Source organism: Psychrobacter aquaticus CMS 56, assembly GCF_000471625.1.
GTDB lineage: Bacteria > Pseudomonadota > Gammaproteobacteria > Pseudomonadales > Moraxellaceae > Psychrobacter > Psychrobacter aquaticus.
In genome coordinates, this window is the sequence record NZ_AUSW01000011.1 from 1 (window position 1) to 15,712 (window position 15,712).

General features: G+C 42.4%; 12 protein-coding genes. 5 read left to right on the forward strand and 7 right to left on the reverse strand.

Annotated elements, in window-relative coordinates:
- Nucleotides 1–49 precede the first annotated feature (49 nt).
- The 3 genes from M917_RS01280 to M917_RS01290 form a co-directional block, all read right to left on the reverse strand.
- Nucleotides 50–757 (reverse strand): DUF2057 family protein, encoded by a 708-nt coding sequence (locus M917_RS01280; RefSeq protein ID WP_021812931.1) that lies wholly within the window; start codon nucleotides 755–757, stop codon nucleotides 50–52.
- A 55-nt stretch (nucleotides 758–812) separates the two neighbouring features.
- The gene (gene hda, locus M917_RS01285) at nucleotides 813–1,616 is read right to left on the reverse strand and encodes a DnaA regulatory inactivator Hda (protein WP_021812932.1); all 804 of its coding nucleotides are present in this window, start codon (nucleotides 1,614–1,616) and stop codon (nucleotides 813–815) included.
- A gap of 332 nt (nucleotides 1,617–1,948) precedes the next feature.
- Entirely contained in the window at nucleotides 1,949–3,055 is a 1,107-nt protein-coding gene (locus M917_RS01290; RefSeq protein WP_021812933.1) for an AI-2E family transporter, read from the reverse strand.
- A 367-nt stretch (nucleotides 3,056–3,422) separates the two neighbouring features.
- Between M917_RS01290 and purM the strand changes: the two genes are divergently transcribed.
- A complete protein-coding gene (purM, locus tag M917_RS01295) occupies nucleotides 3,423–4,472 on the forward strand; it encodes a phosphoribosylformylglycinamidine cyclo-ligase (RefSeq protein WP_040641591.1) in 1,050 nt (349 codons plus the stop codon).
- Nucleotides 4,472–5,179: a phosphoribosylglycinamide formyltransferase gene (gene purN, locus M917_RS01300; RefSeq protein WP_021812935.1), complete on the forward strand. Its 708-nt coding sequence runs from the start codon at nucleotides 4,472–4,474 to the stop codon at nucleotides 5,177–5,179. The genes purM and purN overlap by 1 nt, the downstream gene beginning before the upstream one ends.
- A gap of 287 nt (nucleotides 5,180–5,466) precedes the next feature.
- On the opposite strand, the gene M917_RS01305 is transcribed toward purN, so the two are convergent.
- Nucleotides 5,467–6,846, reverse strand: a complete 1,380-nt coding sequence (locus M917_RS01305) for an NAD-dependent succinate-semialdehyde dehydrogenase (protein ID WP_021812937.1) — start codon at nucleotides 6,844–6,846, stop codon at nucleotides 5,467–5,469.
- A 417-nt stretch (nucleotides 6,847–7,263) separates the two neighbouring features.
- Nucleotides 7,264–8,253 carry a LysR family transcriptional regulator gene (locus M917_RS01310; RefSeq protein ID WP_021812938.1) on the reverse strand — a complete coding sequence of 330 codons (990 nt, stop codon included), beginning with the start codon at nucleotides 8,251–8,253 and terminating at the stop codon, nucleotides 7,264–7,266.
- 655 nt (nucleotides 8,254–8,908) lie between these two features.
- On the opposite strand from M917_RS01310, the gene M917_RS01315 reads away from it, so the two are divergent.
- Both M917_RS01315 and M917_RS01320 read left to right on the forward strand, forming a co-directional pair.
- A complete protein-coding gene (locus tag M917_RS01315; protein WP_021812939.1) occupies nucleotides 8,909–10,495 on the forward strand; it encodes an isocitrate lyase in 1,587 nt (528 codons plus the stop codon).
- A 145-nt stretch (nucleotides 10,496–10,640) separates the two neighbouring features.
- Nucleotides 10,641–12,257, forward strand: a complete 1,617-nt coding sequence (locus tag M917_RS01320) for a CYTH and CHAD domain-containing protein (RefSeq protein WP_021812940.1) — start codon at nucleotides 10,641–10,643, stop codon at nucleotides 12,255–12,257.
- Nucleotides 12,258–12,356: 99 nt separating this feature from the next.
- Here the strand turns inward: M917_RS01320 and M917_RS01325 are convergent, their stop codons facing one another.
- Nucleotides 12,357–12,872: a L,D-transpeptidase gene (locus tag M917_RS01325; protein WP_021812941.1), complete on the reverse strand. Its 516-nt coding sequence runs from the start codon at nucleotides 12,870–12,872 to the stop codon at nucleotides 12,357–12,359.
- Between the two features lie 136 nt (nucleotides 12,873–13,008).
- Between M917_RS01325 and M917_RS01330 the strand changes: the two genes are divergently transcribed.
- Nucleotides 13,009–14,211, forward strand: a complete 1,203-nt coding sequence (locus M917_RS01330; protein WP_021812942.1) for a hypothetical protein — start codon at nucleotides 13,009–13,011, stop codon at nucleotides 14,209–14,211.
- A 201-nt stretch (nucleotides 14,212–14,412) separates the two neighbouring features.
- On the opposite strand, the gene M917_RS01335 is transcribed toward M917_RS01330, so the two are convergent.
- On the reverse strand, nucleotides 14,413–15,651 hold the full coding sequence (locus M917_RS01335) for an argininosuccinate synthase (protein WP_021812943.1): 1,239 nt from the start codon (nucleotides 15,649–15,651) through the stop codon (nucleotides 14,413–14,415).
- Nucleotides 15,652–15,712: the final 61 nt, after the last annotated feature.

The window sequence follows — 15,712 nt, forward strand, 5'->3', positions numbered from 1 at the left end:
GCACCTAATTAGGTGCTTTTTTATGGTTTTACGTTTTAAAAAAAGTCGTTTATTTTTGCATCCATTGACGCATTTTTTCACGCTCAGCAGGCGTTGCTTGTAGCCAGATCTGCATAAATTGATCTAGTGTATTAGCAGATGAACCCATGCTCATAGTTTGATTCGTAGTAGCCACTGTACCTGCATTCGTATTACTTTGGCTAGCGACAGAGGGTTGACCGAGTGCTGCAATAGCACGCTGATTCTGTAATTCAGCGTCATCGGCGCCACCAAACACCCCACCCAACGCTTTACCCAAACCTGATAGCAAGCCGCCTTGGCTGCCTGCCATTCCTTGTTGACTGGCAATCACTGTATTGTTCTGTTGCACGGCCAAAGTTGGACGTTTGGCATATTCTTTGGCTGCTGTATACTCTTCTGGCTGATTCGGCATGGTGAGACGATAGGTTTGATTGTCTGCCAACTCTGCTGTCACACTCACATTTCCTGAGCGCAAATAGTCATGTTCGTCACGGCGCAAGTTGTACAAACGATCATACTTAGCGGTAATGGCATGTTGCCCCGGATCAAGCGTGAATTTTTTCGTCAGTGGCTGAAAAGCACTTTGCTGAACTTCTTGCCCGTTAATGGCTGTTACTTTTATATGGTCATCAACCAATAAAGTGACAGCTGCTTGCGTGAGCATAGGAACAGAAGCAGCACCAATAAGCAACGTGCTGATGGTCATTTTTTTTAGCAAAGAAACATTGGGTTTCATAAGTGATTCCATTAATAGTAAAGGCATTTTGGTAGAAAAATTTGTGTTCTTAATGCTAAAAATCAAGTGGCATTGTATGTTGATCTTGATCGGCTGCGTCATTATCTACTTGGGTTTCTTGAGCAATGTCGGCCAGCTCTGCTACAAGGGTTTGCTCGTCAATAGTACGCAAGGCATCACTGATGACCGCTTTGGATATATTGCTACGACCAAGGTTAGAAAACATCGGCTGAATATAATTGAGCACTTCCATCATCGCCCCAATACGATGTGGCCCCTCAGTCAGCAAATGATTAATAATTCGACCATCAAATTGCCAACCACGCCTCCGTAAAATAGACTGCAACAATGCCTGACGATCCGCTTGGTTCTCACCATTAGGGACTTTAAACGTAGGTGCTTGTGCCAAGCGAGTCAGCAAATCTCTCAGTTGAAAAGGCAGATCACCCGCAGGCTTATTTGCAGCAAACAATAACTGACGTTGCCCTTCGCGACTACGATTGATTAGATGAAATAACGCTTCTTGCCACTGGCTACTTTGCTCTAGCACTTCTAAATCGTCAATTGCAATCAGATCAAAATTCTCTAAAGAAGAGAGTACATGAACATCGGTATGAATCAGCTCATTGAGAGACAAACAGATGGCCGACTTGTCCATTTCAATAAATGATTCACAAATAGCAGATAGTAAATGAGACTTGCCAGTGGCAGGGCTGCCAAACAAATATAACTGACCAATTAAGCCAACATGTAGTTGTCGTACTGCATCAATAATCGACATCCAACCAGGACCTGCAAAGTCGCTTAAACTTGCATCATGCTTAATGTCCAGATTGAGACTTAGCTGTGCTTCTGCCATGAATCGTCAACTCGTGTTGCGTAATGCAATCTAAAAAAGGATACACCATTAATAACTTGCTTTGAACGGCTTTTATAATTTTGAATAAAGACTTGGTACGTTAATATGTCGTCTTTTTTACCACCAATAAAACGAAAAATTGCGTAATCAAAACAGACCTGATTAAGAATTCATTTATTAATGGCTGACGCTAGCAATACTCTGCCTATATATAACATATTTACAAAATGACTGACAAGTCTTTTACTTCTTAACCGCACCCAGTCTCCTTTTCTCTACTTCACCAATCCCAGTCTACATTTCACTATCTTATTGATTTAACAATAAATCACTTAATTTTTTTCAAACAGAACCAATTGTTTACGGCCTTTGTAAAAATCCGTTGAGCGGTAATACTGATATAAATGACGGAATAATACATTAAGAACGGCAGATACAGGCAGCGCAATCAGCATACCAACGAAACCTAATAAACTTGCACCCGCTAATACCGCAAAGATAACCCACAGCGGCGATAGACCAATCTTATCGCCTAATAACAATGGCTGTAGGACATACCCTTCTGCGGCTTGTCCGACTAAAAATGCCCCAACGATCAATGACAGATACGTCCAATTCAAGCCAAACTGAAATAAGCACGCAATGATGGCGGCGATAAAACCAATACCAAACCCTAAATAAGGAACAAAGCTTGCGATACCAGCAACCATACCAATGATAAGTCCAAGCTCAAGTCCGATGAGCTGCAACTGTATCGCGTAAATTGCCCCTAATAACACCATTACCAATAACTGACCTTTGATAAAAGCCATCAGCGCACGGTCACATTCTTGGGCGATATTGACGACTTGTTTACAATAAGAAGCCGGAAGCGCCATCTTCCATGTGTGCAACCGCTGATCCCAATTGAATAAAAAATAAAAGGTCAAAATCGGTACCAACACAATCAGTCCTGCACTATTGATAAAATTCATACTCGAAGCAATGATTTGGCTCATCATGGTGCTGGCATCTGCAAACTTATAATTTGTTTGCATGTAATCCATCAATGTATCAGAGAATTCTTTGGACTCTAGTTGCGGCAGACGAATACGGCTGTTATTGATGAACCACTCACGTACCACTTGATTGTACCAATTTAAAACTTTAGGCAAATATTCCCATGCTGCTTGCAACTGATGCCACAATGTCGGTATCAACCACCAAAGTAGCAGCGCCATTCCTAAAGTAATGGTCGAGTAAACAATGATAATCGCCACCCAACGCTTGAGGTGTCTCGACAAGCGCTTGACCAGCGGATTGAATAAATAAGCGAGTACGAAAGCAAAGACAAACGGTACAATCACTGGTAGCATCAAATACAATAGAAAAACAGCCACCACTATCCCAACGACAATAAATAAGCGCCGAAAAAAGGGATCTATTGATTGGTTTGTCATGATAAGAAATCCTGTGAGTAGGCTAATTTAAGACAGTACCGTGATTAAGGTTCACGTGTTTTGCTGGGCCATAACATCACGATAATGAATAGGGCGTGTCTTCATTTTGAAAATGGTCATAAAAACGAGATAAATTTAGCGTTCTATTATCGCAGAGTCCAACAAAAAATCAGTCATTTTTTGTTTCTTGACTCATTCTTGATGACTTGTAGCAAATCCTAGTGAAATATCGGCCAAATATCGGCAAGTTGCTTTGCGAGTGTGGGTCATTTTTGGGTATAATGCGCGCACTATCTGCAGAATTAACACGACCAACTCGCTTTTCTACTGACTGACCTTCATTCCCTATAAAATTTGTGAGATGACCATGAGCAACAAGCCTTCTTTAAGCTACAAAGATGCTGGCGTTGATATTGATGCTGGCGATGCGCTGGTTCAACGTATTAAATCAGTGGCAAAAGCCACCTCTCGTCCTGAGGTTGTGGGCGGACTTGGCGGCTTTGGCGCGCTTTGTCGCATTCCAACTGGTTACACCTCTCCTTTATTGGTTTCAGGTACAGACGGCGTCGGTACTAAGCTAAAACTGGCTTTACAACTGAATCGTCATGACACTATCGGTATTGATTTGGTCGCTATGTGCGTCAATGACCTATTGGTTTGCGGTGCAGAGCCATTATTCTTCTTAGATTATTATGCAACTGGTAAACTCGATATCGACACTGCGGCTACTGTCGTCACTGGTATTGGCGAAGGCTGTAAGCTTGCAAATTGCGCGCTTATCGGTGGCGAAACTGCTGAGATGCCAGGTATGTACCAAGATGAGGATTACGACTTGGCTGGATTCTGTGTGGGCGTGGTCGAAGAGGCCGAAGTCATCACAGGCGAAAATGTCGCTGAAGGTGATGTATTGATTGCGCTTGCCTCAAGTGGCGCTCATTCTAATGGTTATTCATTGGTTCGCAAAGTCATCGAAGTCAGCGGTGTTGATATCACTAGCAGCGATAAGCAACTAGATGGCCAACCGATTCAAGACGCCCTGATGGCGCCTACTCGCATTTATGTAAAAGCCATTAAAGCCTTGCAAGATACGCTTGGCAGTGCAGCGTTACATGCAATGTCACACATCACAGGTGGCGGCTTGACCGACAACCTACCTCGTGTGCTACCAGAGAGCTTGGCTGCTAGTATCGATACTAACAGCTGGCAGTTTTCAGAGCTGTTCACTTGGCTACAAACGCAAGGTAATATCGAGCAAAGTGAGATGTATCGCACCTTTAACTGTGGCGTCGGGTTTGTCATTGTTGTCCCTAAAGATAAAGCAGAAGCAGCAATCAAGACGTTAAACGATGCTGGTGAAACCGCATGGCAGTTGGGCGAAATGGTCACGCGCGACACAGATGCAGTGGTATACCGTTAATGTCGATTAATACTGCATCGGTTAATCCTACTGACCATATTACCAAACCCTTAAGAGTGGTTGTTTTGGTATCGGGTAGTGGCAGCAATCTGCAAGTGTTAATCGATGCGATGCAAGCAGGCGAGCTGCCGATTGAGATCGTAGGTGTCATTAGCAACCGTGATGACGCTTATGCCATCACACGTGCCAATGACGCTGCTATCCCTGTAGCCATATTGTCACACGTGGCAAACGGCAAACGTATGGGCATTCAGACCTTTGAGAAGCATGCCAGCGATCAGCTGAAAGCATGGCAACCAGACCTCATTGTCCTGGCTGGTTTTATGCGGGTATTGAGCGCCGCCTTTATCGATAACGCGCCAGCACCAATGATTAATTTGCATCCCTCTCTGCTACCAGCTTATAAAGGTCTTGATACCCATCAACGTGCTATACAAGCAGGTGAGCGGCATCATGGCTGTAGTATTCATGTGGTTACCGCTGAGCTTGATGCTGGAACTGTCTTGACCCAAGCCTTGCTAGAAGTCACTCAAAAAGATACAACAGATGGTCTACAAGCACGCGTGCAAAAGCTTGAGCATCAGCTGCTGCCTTGGACCGTTGCATTGTTAGCAAAAGGCGTGCTTTCGTTGAATCACGATCAAACACACAATCCACAAAGTACTTTTTTGCCGACTTTGCCTTTGAAGCTGTATTTAGACAGTTAGAACGTGTCCTTATTTGACAGCATTTAACAGCAAAAATCGTTACGAATCACAAAATCCCCTCGTTGCTGAAAAATCATTAACCATAAAAAAGCCCCATCACTCACTATTGAATGATGGGGCTTTTCGGTATTTATTATAAATAAACGCTTAGAATTTCTTAACAATAAAGCGTCTATAGTCGAGGCAGTTTAAAGTGGGTACAAGGCAACCGAGTGCAGGTAGTACCGTTGTACAGCAAGCAAGGTTAACACCGTACCCATTTATAAATGCTTTGACTATAAATACTATTAGCCATTGTGGACATGTAGACCTTTGATATTAACAAACTCTTTAATACCAAAACCACCATGCTCACGACCATGACCTGAGTTTTTCACTCCACCGAATGGCAGTGCTGGATTTGCAAGGCCATAACCATTGATATAAACCATACCAGTATCAAACTCTTCACGCGCTAAGCGAATGGCTTTTTCTTCGTCTTTGGAGAAGATAGCGCCACCTAAACCATAACGGCTGTCATTAGCAATACGCAATGCGTCATCTTGATCTTTCGCACGTATTAAAGCGGCGACTGGCCCAAACAATTCATCGTCATAAGCAGGCTGACCTTTTTCGACATTTTCCAAAATAGTCGCTGGATAGAAGCTGCCTTTGCCTTCTGGTAGCTTACCACCAACTGCAATGGTAGCACCCTTACTGATGCTTTCTTCTACTTGCTCATGTAACTTTTCTTGCAAATCCTTGCGCGCCAATGGACCCAAAGCAGAACTTTCAGCCATTGGATCGCCTGATTTTGCATTTTCGAATTTTTCGATAATACGCTTACGGAAATCCTCATATATGCTATCAACGACGATGAAACGTTTCGCTGCAACGCAAGTTTCGCCATTATTGACGAGACGCGCTTGGGTACAGGTTTCTACTGCTAGCTCTAAATCGGCATCTTCTAAAACGATGAAGGCATCGTTTGAACCCAATTCTAAAACCGCTTTTTTGATTGCTTTTGCAGCTTGCTGTCCCACAATACTACCCGCACCATCACTACCTGTAAGCGTGATACCACGTACTTTATCATGAGCGATTAATTTTTCTGATTGATCATGATCGATTAAAATCGTACGGAAAAGATCGTTTGGCAAATCAGATTCATGAAATATTTTTTCAATCAATAGACCCGAACCCGTCACGTTTGCTGCATGCTTGAGCAAAACGCTATTGCCAGCCATCAAGTTGGCAATGGTATAACGGAATACTTGATACGCTGGGAAATTCCAAGGTTGCATACCATAAATGACGCCGATAGGCTGATAGGTAACGATACCTTTTTTCATGCCTTCAATGTCACGCTCATCATCTGCTAACGCGGCGATACCTTTTTCCGCGGTGTAATCGCAAATGGCTTTACACAAGTCTATTTCTTGCAGACTTTGGCTATAGAGCTTACCGCGCTCTTCCGTCATTAGCTTAGACAGCTCTTCTTTGTATTTCATCAACGTCTCACCAATAGAGGTGATGACTTTTGCACGCTCTTCATGGCTGGTCTTACGCCATTCTAAGAATGCTTGATGTGAGGCATCAACAATACTGTTGACCTCATCAGTGCTCATATAGTTATATTCTTTAATATCTTCGCCCGTTGCTGGGTTTACGGTAATAATATCTGCCATGATGATTGTCCTTATTTATTGGAATATTTTATTGGTTTAACATTTTATAATTTAGAAAATTCATATCGTTAGGGCTTGGATTGTCATACTCTATTAGTATTTTTTAAATTTAAATAATAGCTTATAGCTTAACAATAGACCTCCTAATTCTCTTTTTTCTTAATGTCCATTGATAATAACAAAATACCCAGTGAGTAGTTTTACAAGTTATGAAGAAGTGTGCGTAAGATGTTAAGAATGTGACTGTCTTAGTGAATAAACCTAAATTTTAGGCAAGAAATGTCAACAGATTAAACGCTTTATAGAATGTACAAATAAAAAACCAGCCATAAGGCTGGTTTAATAAATAGTGGGTATATTATCGAGAGATAGGTCACTCAAAAATTGTCATCGAACGTTTCAGAAAATAGATGACCATCAAAATAAATGGTTCGTCACCGGAATTTCTTGCGGTGGATTCTCTTCTTCATCAACAATTTGACGTGCCACATGCATGATGAGCTGGCGTAACCATCGATGTGCTGGATGGTGCTGTAGTAAAGGTGACCATGCCATAGTTAGCTCAAACTCAGGGATAAAAAATGGTGGTTCTTCCATCTTAATGCTGTCATTGTTGGCCTGCATTTTTGCCACACGAGTGGGCAAGGTCGCAATCAAATCTTTGTTAGCAGCTAGCATGGCTGGCATTTGATAATGGCGGGTAAAGACACTGATTTGGCGCTTTTGCCCCAAACGCTGGAGTGCCTGATCGATAGAACCCAAGCCACCAGATTTTTCTGGATTCACCCCAAATCCCACGCCCATACCCGTTTTAGAAACCCAAACGTGCTGAGCTTTCAGATAGTTTTTTAAATTAAAACGGTTGGCATAAGGGCTTTCTGAAGATAACAAACAACTAAAAGTATCACGCCATACCAGTACTTGGTGGAAACTCTGGGGTATCTCATTAAAGCGGTTAATCGCCAAATCAACACGCCCCTGCTCCATATCGCGATAGGAGACGTCGGATGGTGTCAAAAAATCCAGAATGACATTAGGCGCTTCAGAACGTAACGCCTTGACCAATTTAGGCACTAAAGTCGCTTCTGCATAGTCTGACGTCATAATACGAAAAACACGCGAGGTACTATAAGGACGAAACTCTGTGCGCGGCTCTAATACTTGCGTCAAATCAGCCAATATCTCACGGATACGAGGCTGTAGTTCTAAAGCGCGCTCAGTCGGTGTCATACCTTCAGAGGAACGTACAAGCAATGGATCATTAAAGAGTTTACGTAGACGACGCAAAATATTACTCATTGCAGGTTGGGTAATGCCAAGCTGCTCGGCTGCACGAGTGACGTTTTTTTCTCGTAGCAGCACATCTAAATGTACCAATAAATTTAAATCTACCCGCTGCAAATTCATATATGTATTTCTCTTGGCGTTTGAATAAATACCATTATAGGCGTGGTATTTTTAGTACTGTTTTAATAATTTATAGTCTACCACAGCATGGTTTTGTTGTTTTTTATCCGAATTAATGCGATTTCCGTCAGTTATAACTCAATATACCCAACGTAAGATACTGTTATATATATACTATAACCAATGAAAATACTAAAGATAACTATCATAAATTAGATAAATCTTAGTAAGGCAGTTATAGTTAGTTTAACAAAGGATTTGCGATACAGACAATAAATCCGATTTTTATAAGCCAGTTACTGTCTAAAAAATACTATAACCACATAGTAAATTAGCAGTTTATATCGGCAGCAAAACAATACCAAGTGAATGTATTATTGTAACACCTCTTGTTGCCAATTATGACACGACTGCCTATTAAATACTCAAACGCCTTAGAGATACGTACACGAGCTGAGTAACTATTTATAGATCAGCAACTATTTGTCAACTGATGAGTTCAGCAATCTCCTTGTATTAATGCACAGGTTTGTTTAGGGTAAAGAAGACCTTTGTAAGATGGCGATAGCATTGATACAAAACTTACTAGCATCACAAAATTATTATTTTAACACTTAATTTATTGATTTTTCACACCCCACCAAGGAGACTATAGATGTCAACTGCATATAAATCAGCGATCGATTTAGTACGTGAATTAAAGCAAAAACACGGTAACTGGCAAAATATCAGCGAAACCGATGCTGCACGTATGATGTCACAGAACCGTTTCAAAACCGGTCTAGATATCGCCAAATATACTGCAAAAATCATGCGTCAAGACATGGAAGATTATGACAATGATACGTCTCAATACACTCAGTCTTTAGGTGCATGGCATGGTTTTGTAGCACAGCAAACCATGTACGCTAAGAAAAAATATTTTGGTACAACCTCTAAAACTTATATCTACCTATCTGGTTGGATGGTAGCGGCGCTACGTTCTGAGTTTGGTCCCCTACCTGACCAATCTATGCATGAAAAAACATCAGTACCTAAACTAATCGAAGAGATCTACACGTTCTTACGTCAAGCAGATGCTAAAGTATTGAACGATTACTTCCGCGAGCTAAATGCTGCTGAAGAAGCGGGTCAAGATACCTCAGCTATCGTAGAAAAAATCGAAAACTTTGATTCGCATGTGGTGCCAATCATTGCTGATATCGATGCAGGTTTCGGTAACGAAGAAGCCACTTACCTATTGACTAAGCAAATGATCGAAGCGGGTGCTTGTGCTATTCAGGTTGAAAACCAAGTATCTGATGCTAAGCAATGTGGTCACCAAGCCGGTAAAGTAACTGTACCGCACGAAGACTTTATCTCTAAGCTAAACGCTATCCGTTATGCATTCTTAGAGCTTGGTGTTGAAGACGGTGTCATCGTTGCACGTACCGACTCTGAAGGCGCATCATTAACGCAAAAAATCCCAGTGTCGAATGAGCCAGGCGATCTTGCGTCTAAATACATCGACTTTATTGAGATGGAAGAAGTCACGTTAGAAAATGCCAAAGAAAACGACAGCTTGCTTAAGCACAACGGCAAATTGGTACGTCCCGTTCGTCTACCTAACGGCCTATATCAGTTCCGTGAAGAAACGAACATTGACCGCGTGGTACTTGACTGTGTGACTGCTCTAGAAAACGGCGCTGATCTACTATGGATCGAAACACCGACTCCAGACGTAGAGCACATCAAAATGATGGTTGACCGTATCAAAGAGCAGCAGCCTAAAGCGAAACTGGTATACAACAACAGCCCATCATTCAACTGGACGCTTAACTTCCGTAAGCAAGTGATCGCTCAGTGGGAAGAAGAAGGCAAAGACCTCTCTGCGTACAATAAAGATGACTTGATGAGTGTTGATTACGACGGTACTGAACTTGATGCAGCAGCTGACATTGCCGCCAAGAACTTCCAACGTGATGCATCACGCGAAGCGGGTGTATTCCATCACTTAATCACGCTACCGACTTACCACACGACTGCTCTTAGCGTCCATGAACTTGCTAAAGGCTACTTCGGTGAAGAAGGTATGCTTGCTTATGCAGCGGGTGTACAACGTAAAGAAATCCGTGAAGGCATCGCTTGTGTGAAGCACCAAGCAATGGCGGGTTCTGATCTTGGTGACGATCACAAAGAAATCTTCTCTGGTGACAATGCCCTTAAAGCTGGCGGCGGCAAAAACACCATGAACCAGTTCTAATAACCGACAGTCTATAATCATAAGTTACAAAAAAAGCCGCTCTACATGATGTAGGGCGGCTTTTTTATTACGATTTAAACAATCATAGAATGGTAGACTAATAATTGTTAATCAAAGCCATCATTCAGAATTATTAGGAGCCGTCATGCAAGAGATAGAGCTGAAGTTTTTGGTACCAGCAGCACGATTAAAAGGTTTGATGCGTCAAGCAAAAGTCAAATCTTCACAGATCACGCAACTGGCTGCCCATTATTACGACACACCTGACCAACAACTTGCACAGGCTGGTATTGGTTTGCGTATTCGTAAAGAAGGCGATACTTGGGTACAGACCCTAAAAGCTGGCGGCGATGGTATTGCAGCACGTTTAGAGCACAATGCCATACTGGACAATGAGCAAGTACAAGCGATGCTCGATAATGATGCGCTCGTGCCAGATTTAACCATTTATAAAGATACCGCAGTCGACCCTACTTTAGAGGATTTTAAGCTCAAAAAACTGGCTAAAAAATTAACACGACTGTATGTCACGGATGTGCAGCGCACCACACGCTTGCTAGTAGAAAAAACAAGTGGCGATACGGATGATAGTCATGATAACAGTATCGAGATGGCATACGATCATGGTGAAATTATCCACGGCAACGATGACAGCCAGCGAGATGCTATTCAAGAGATTGAGTTTGAACTGGTATCGGGAGATTTAGATTTTTTATTTATGACAGCCAAAACATGGTGCAAGCGCTATAAGCTTTGCCTATCTACCGTCACCAAAGCGGAACGTGGTGGACTGCTCATTGAAAGCCAAAGCCATAGTCAAGCCGTTAGCGCTGATCTTAGCCAGCTAACAATCGATAAAAAAACCAGTATGCCTGCCTTCGTACGCGCAGCAGTACATAACTGTTTGTTGCAAATACTACCGAATAGCAGTGCGATCGTAGCTGGTAGCACTGACGATGAACACGTCTTACAATTGCAAATTGGCATTCATCGTTTGCGCGCTGCTATAAAGGCATTTGCAGATTTTTCTGATGAAATCAATCCGGATTGGGAACCAATACTACAGCAAACTACCACCTTGCTCAGTGATTATAATGACCTAACTTATCTAGCCAATCATGTTGAACCTGAACTACAGAAACATGGCTCGCCTGCGATTGACTGGACAAAAGACATTGATGCGCTCAAAATTAAGCCGATGGATGCGGTAAGCGCCAATGACTTTCAGCTCACCTTACTAGAACTTATTGCTTTTACCATGAGTGACCCAGATCTCGAACCGCAAGCCGATACGCCTGCCATCGATCCGCTCACAAAAACTCTATCCCAGCAGCATAAAAACATCATTAAATTCAATGAAAAACTCGATGATGCAGACAATGCTGAGCTTGATAGCGCTGATACACAGAGTGCTGATACACAAAGTGTGGATTCAGAAAGCAACGACGAAGAGCAAACACAGCTAGAGTTGCTTCAGCAGATAAAAGCGTTACACTATATCAGTGAGTTTTCTGCACCAGTATTTCACAAAAAATCGTCTAAAAAGAAAACCAAGCACTGGTTAAAACGCGTGATAGAAGCACAAGAAGCAGTGGAAGAGCATCTTGATCACACTCAATATCAACAGCGTTATCAGCTAAAATCAGCATCAGATGCTAATGCGCTTTATGGAGCGGGTTGGTTTGCCGCCACGCTAAAAAAAGACCATAAGCACGCCGAAAAACGCTTGGCCAACGTTAGAGACACTTCGACATTTTGGTAAGTCTCCTTATCAGAGAGTAAAAAGCCAACATAAAAAAGACAGCTCATATTAGGGCTGTCTTTTTTATGTACTTGTTTAACTCACAACAATTATACTCATTTAACCCGCAACAATAGTCACGAGCGTCCCTTCGTCTACCTGTTCAAACAGCTCCAGAATATCTTTATTACGCATACGCACACAACCATGCGAGAGTGGCAAACCCATCGGTTCAGTGTCTGGCGTACCATGAATATAAATATAACGCTGATAAGTATCACAGCCGCCTTGACTGTTACTGCCTTTGTTAATTCCTTCTTCAAGACCACTCAGCCATAAAATACGGCTCAGTATCCAGTCGCGCTCAGGATATAAAGTGCCAAGCTCAGCACTATATTGCTCACCAGTTGGTACACGTCCAACGAATACTGCGTTTATAGGTGCGCTACCACCGATTTTTTCTGCAATGATATGTTGACCAAGTGGTGTACAACCACTGTCTTGCTGGCTACCTATGCCATTCTTCGCAGTAGATACTGAGTACGTATGAACTTCATTTTGCTGCTGATATACGGTTAAGGTTTGCTCAGCAATATTAATCACTAGCTGCATATTATGGTTTTCGTTATTTTTCATAAATACTTCCAACGGTTATTCTTGGTATGACTTATATCGTTATCAATAAAATGATTGAAAATTTCTATTCTTAAGGGATTGTATCGAGGCATTTGGCACCGTAAGATAGGGGCACACTTTTTAATGCTAGCAGATTATGACGACTATTTCACCGACACGTGTGTCGATGTATGATTTTCTATATCAAGATACCATGCCTATGCTGTCATTATTGGCAGACGCCGCTCAGCTTTCACTACCGCAAGCACGTTTGGCCATGAATGCCAGCTTACAGGCCATCATCAGTACCCTTCTTGCCTATCAGCAGCATCAAGGGCCAGTCGTTAGCAAGAAACTGTTTGGACGTGCGGCGGTCAAAGAGTTACGGCAATATAATTCTATGAACTTTATGACCATCAATGCGACACTATATCATCGTCATGATGCCGCTGACGCAATATTTTATGATAACGCCCGCGTGATCAAAGCCAGCGATCACATTGCCGCACAGATTGGTGCGACGACGCAACAAGTCCAAATTTTACTCACGTCTTTGTGCGTGATCGTCTTACGTGAATTAGCGATATTGGCAGAATATAGCCAACTTGATAATAATGAATTGAATAAATGGTTTGCATTGCAACCACAGTTTTTGTCAGCAGCACGTTTTGTAGCGAGCGAGTCCCATTTAACCTCTATCGATGACGAGTTAAAACAGACAAATCATAATAAAGAGTCCGCATCACCAGCAGAAAACACGCCACCACTTTTCGACCCTTACTGGTATGAACTGACCTCATTTAAACCTGAGAACCATCAGCCAGTACAAGACATGCGGTTGGCAACTGGCAACTACTTAAAAGCAATCGGTCGCTCACCTGATAATTTGCAACAAGGGCGGCATAACGACATGCTTGTATTTACAGAAATGCATGCAGTTGCTTTACCGCATCAACGCTGGTTATTGCAGCTGGCAAAAATATCTGACATTTATCTCAGTCGAAATCGACTACGTATTAACTCTGAACCCACCAGCCCGCCCAAACCTCCTCTAGTTAGTTTGGGGTTGCTAGGTGGTAACAGCGAAAACACTCCCATAACGATCAGTGAAAAACCGATTGAATACGAAGCATCAACACCGCTCTGGAAAAATCCAGTGATTCTCATTATTATTCTGGTCATCAGTATACTTGGGGCGCTGGCGACCATCAAATATCAAATAAAAAAATCTAATGGCGCCACGCTGGCAACAGCTGAGGTGTTAGAGCAGGATATTATCAAAGAACATCAACAGCAAGATGTGGCCATTGTGATGATAGATGATGATGAGCCTAGCACTGAAAGTGCACAAGATAAGTAAAAATGTATAATCAAAAAAAACAGAGGCGCTATTTATATAGGCCTCTGTTTTTATCGAAAATTACTATTCTACTTCACTCACAACCGTCTAAAATCTTATAACAATCCCCAAAATTAGAGTAGCAAGGAAAACAAGTGCAAGTACTACGTGTTGTAGGCTAAACGAGTTTGACGCAGCTAATCGTATTTTTGGGTTTTGGTATTACTTTGACAAATCGCGACCACGGCTGGCTTCGATGGCTAAACGTAGACCATTTAAACGGATGAAGCCTTCTGCATCTTTTTGATCATAAGCGCCCGCATCATCTTCGAAGGTAGCGATTTTTTCGTCAAATAATGAATCATTTGACTTACGACCAACTACGCTCACAGCACCTTTGTATAATTTTACACGCACTGTACCATTAACGTACTCTTGTGATTTGTCAATCAACGCTTGCAACATCATACGCTCAGGGCTGAACCAATAGCCATTGTAGATAATTTTTGCATAGCGTGGCATCAGCTCATCTTTTAAATGCGCCGCTTCACGATCAAGCGTTAGTGACTCGATGCCGCGATGCGCTTTTAGCATAATGTTACCAGCTGGCGTCTCATAGCAGCCACGTGATTTCATACCAACGTAACGGTTTTCGACAATATCTAAACGACCAATACCATGCTTTCCACCAATTTCGTTCAGCTTAATCATAATCTCGTAAGGCTTAAGTGTCTCACCGTCGATGGCAACGATATCACCTTTTTCGTATTCTAATTCTAGATATTGTGCTTCGTCAGGCGCTTCTTCTGGGCTAACTGACCAGCGCCACATATCATCTTCTGCTTCGGCATACGGATCTTCTAAGACACCGCCTTCATAAGAGATATGGAGTAAGTTGGCATCCATTGAATAAGGAGATTTTTTCTTATTGCCAGCATAGTCAATGGCAATGTCATGCTCTTTGGCATATTCCATCAGGCTTTCGCGGCTCGATAAATCCCACTCACGCCAAGGTGCAATCGTTACAACATCTGGCGATAAGGCCACAGCGCCCAACTCAAAACGTACTTGATCATTGCCTTTACCCGTTGCACCATGACTGATGGCATCGGCGTTGTGCTCTTTAGCAATCTCAACCAAACGCTTAGCGATGAGCGGACGAGCGATAGAAGTACCGAGTAAATACTCACCTTCATAGATGGCATTGGCACGGAACATAGGGAATACGTAATCACGAGCAAACTCTTCGCGCAAATCTTCGATGTGGATATGTTTGATACCCATGGCCTTGGCCTTAGCACGTGCGGGCTCAACTTCTTCGCCTTGACCGATATCAGCGGTAAAGGTAATCACTTCCGCATCATAAGTTTCTTGTAGCCATTTAGCGATGATTGAAGTATCAAGACCACCTGAATATGCCAATACGATTTTATTAATATTTTTTGGATCAAGCTGAGCCATGAATAACTCCTATTATGGGAATTTAGTGTTAATAAAAGCACTAAGTGTAAATAAAAAGACA

Excerpts from the sequence above, each read along its gene's own strand:
- purM (WP_040641591.1), top strand. The coding sequence starts at position 3,423 with ATGAGCAACAAGCCTTCTTTAAGCTACAAAGATGCTGGCGTTGATATT.
- M917_RS01315 (WP_021812939.1), top strand. The coding sequence starts at position 8,909 with ATGTCAACTGCATATAAATCAGCGATCGATTTAGTACGTGAATTAAAG.
- M917_RS01290 (WP_021812933.1), bottom strand. The coding sequence starts at position 3,055 with ATGACAAACCAATCAATAGATCCCTTTTTTCGGCGCTTATTTATTGTC.
- M917_RS01330 (WP_021812942.1), top strand. The coding sequence starts at position 13,009 with ATGACGACTATTTCACCGACACGTGTGTCGATGTATGATTTTCTATAT.
- M917_RS01335 (WP_021812943.1), bottom strand. The coding sequence starts at position 15,651 with ATGGCTCAGCTTGATCCAAAAAATATTAATAAAATCGTATTGGCATAT.
- M917_RS01325 (WP_021812941.1), bottom strand. The coding sequence starts at position 12,872 with ATGAAAAATAACGAAAACCATAATATGCAGCTAGTGATTAATATTGCT.
- M917_RS01280 (WP_021812931.1), bottom strand. The coding sequence starts at position 757 with ATGAAACCCAATGTTTCTTTGCTAAAAAAAATGACCATCAGCACGTTG.
- hda (WP_021812932.1), bottom strand. The coding sequence starts at position 1,616 with ATGGCAGAAGCACAGCTAAGTCTCAATCTGGACATTAAGCATGATGCA.
- M917_RS01310 (WP_021812938.1), bottom strand. The coding sequence starts at position 8,253 with ATGAATTTGCAGCGGGTAGATTTAAATTTATTGGTACATTTAGATGTG.
- purN (WP_021812935.1), top strand. The coding sequence starts at position 4,472 with ATGTCGATTAATACTGCATCGGTTAATCCTACTGACCATATTACCAAA.
- M917_RS01305 (WP_021812937.1), bottom strand. The coding sequence starts at position 6,846 with ATGGCAGATATTATTACCGTAAACCCAGCAACGGGCGAAGATATTAAA.
- M917_RS01320 (WP_021812940.1), top strand. The coding sequence starts at position 10,641 with ATGCAAGAGATAGAGCTGAAGTTTTTGGTACCAGCAGCACGATTAAAA.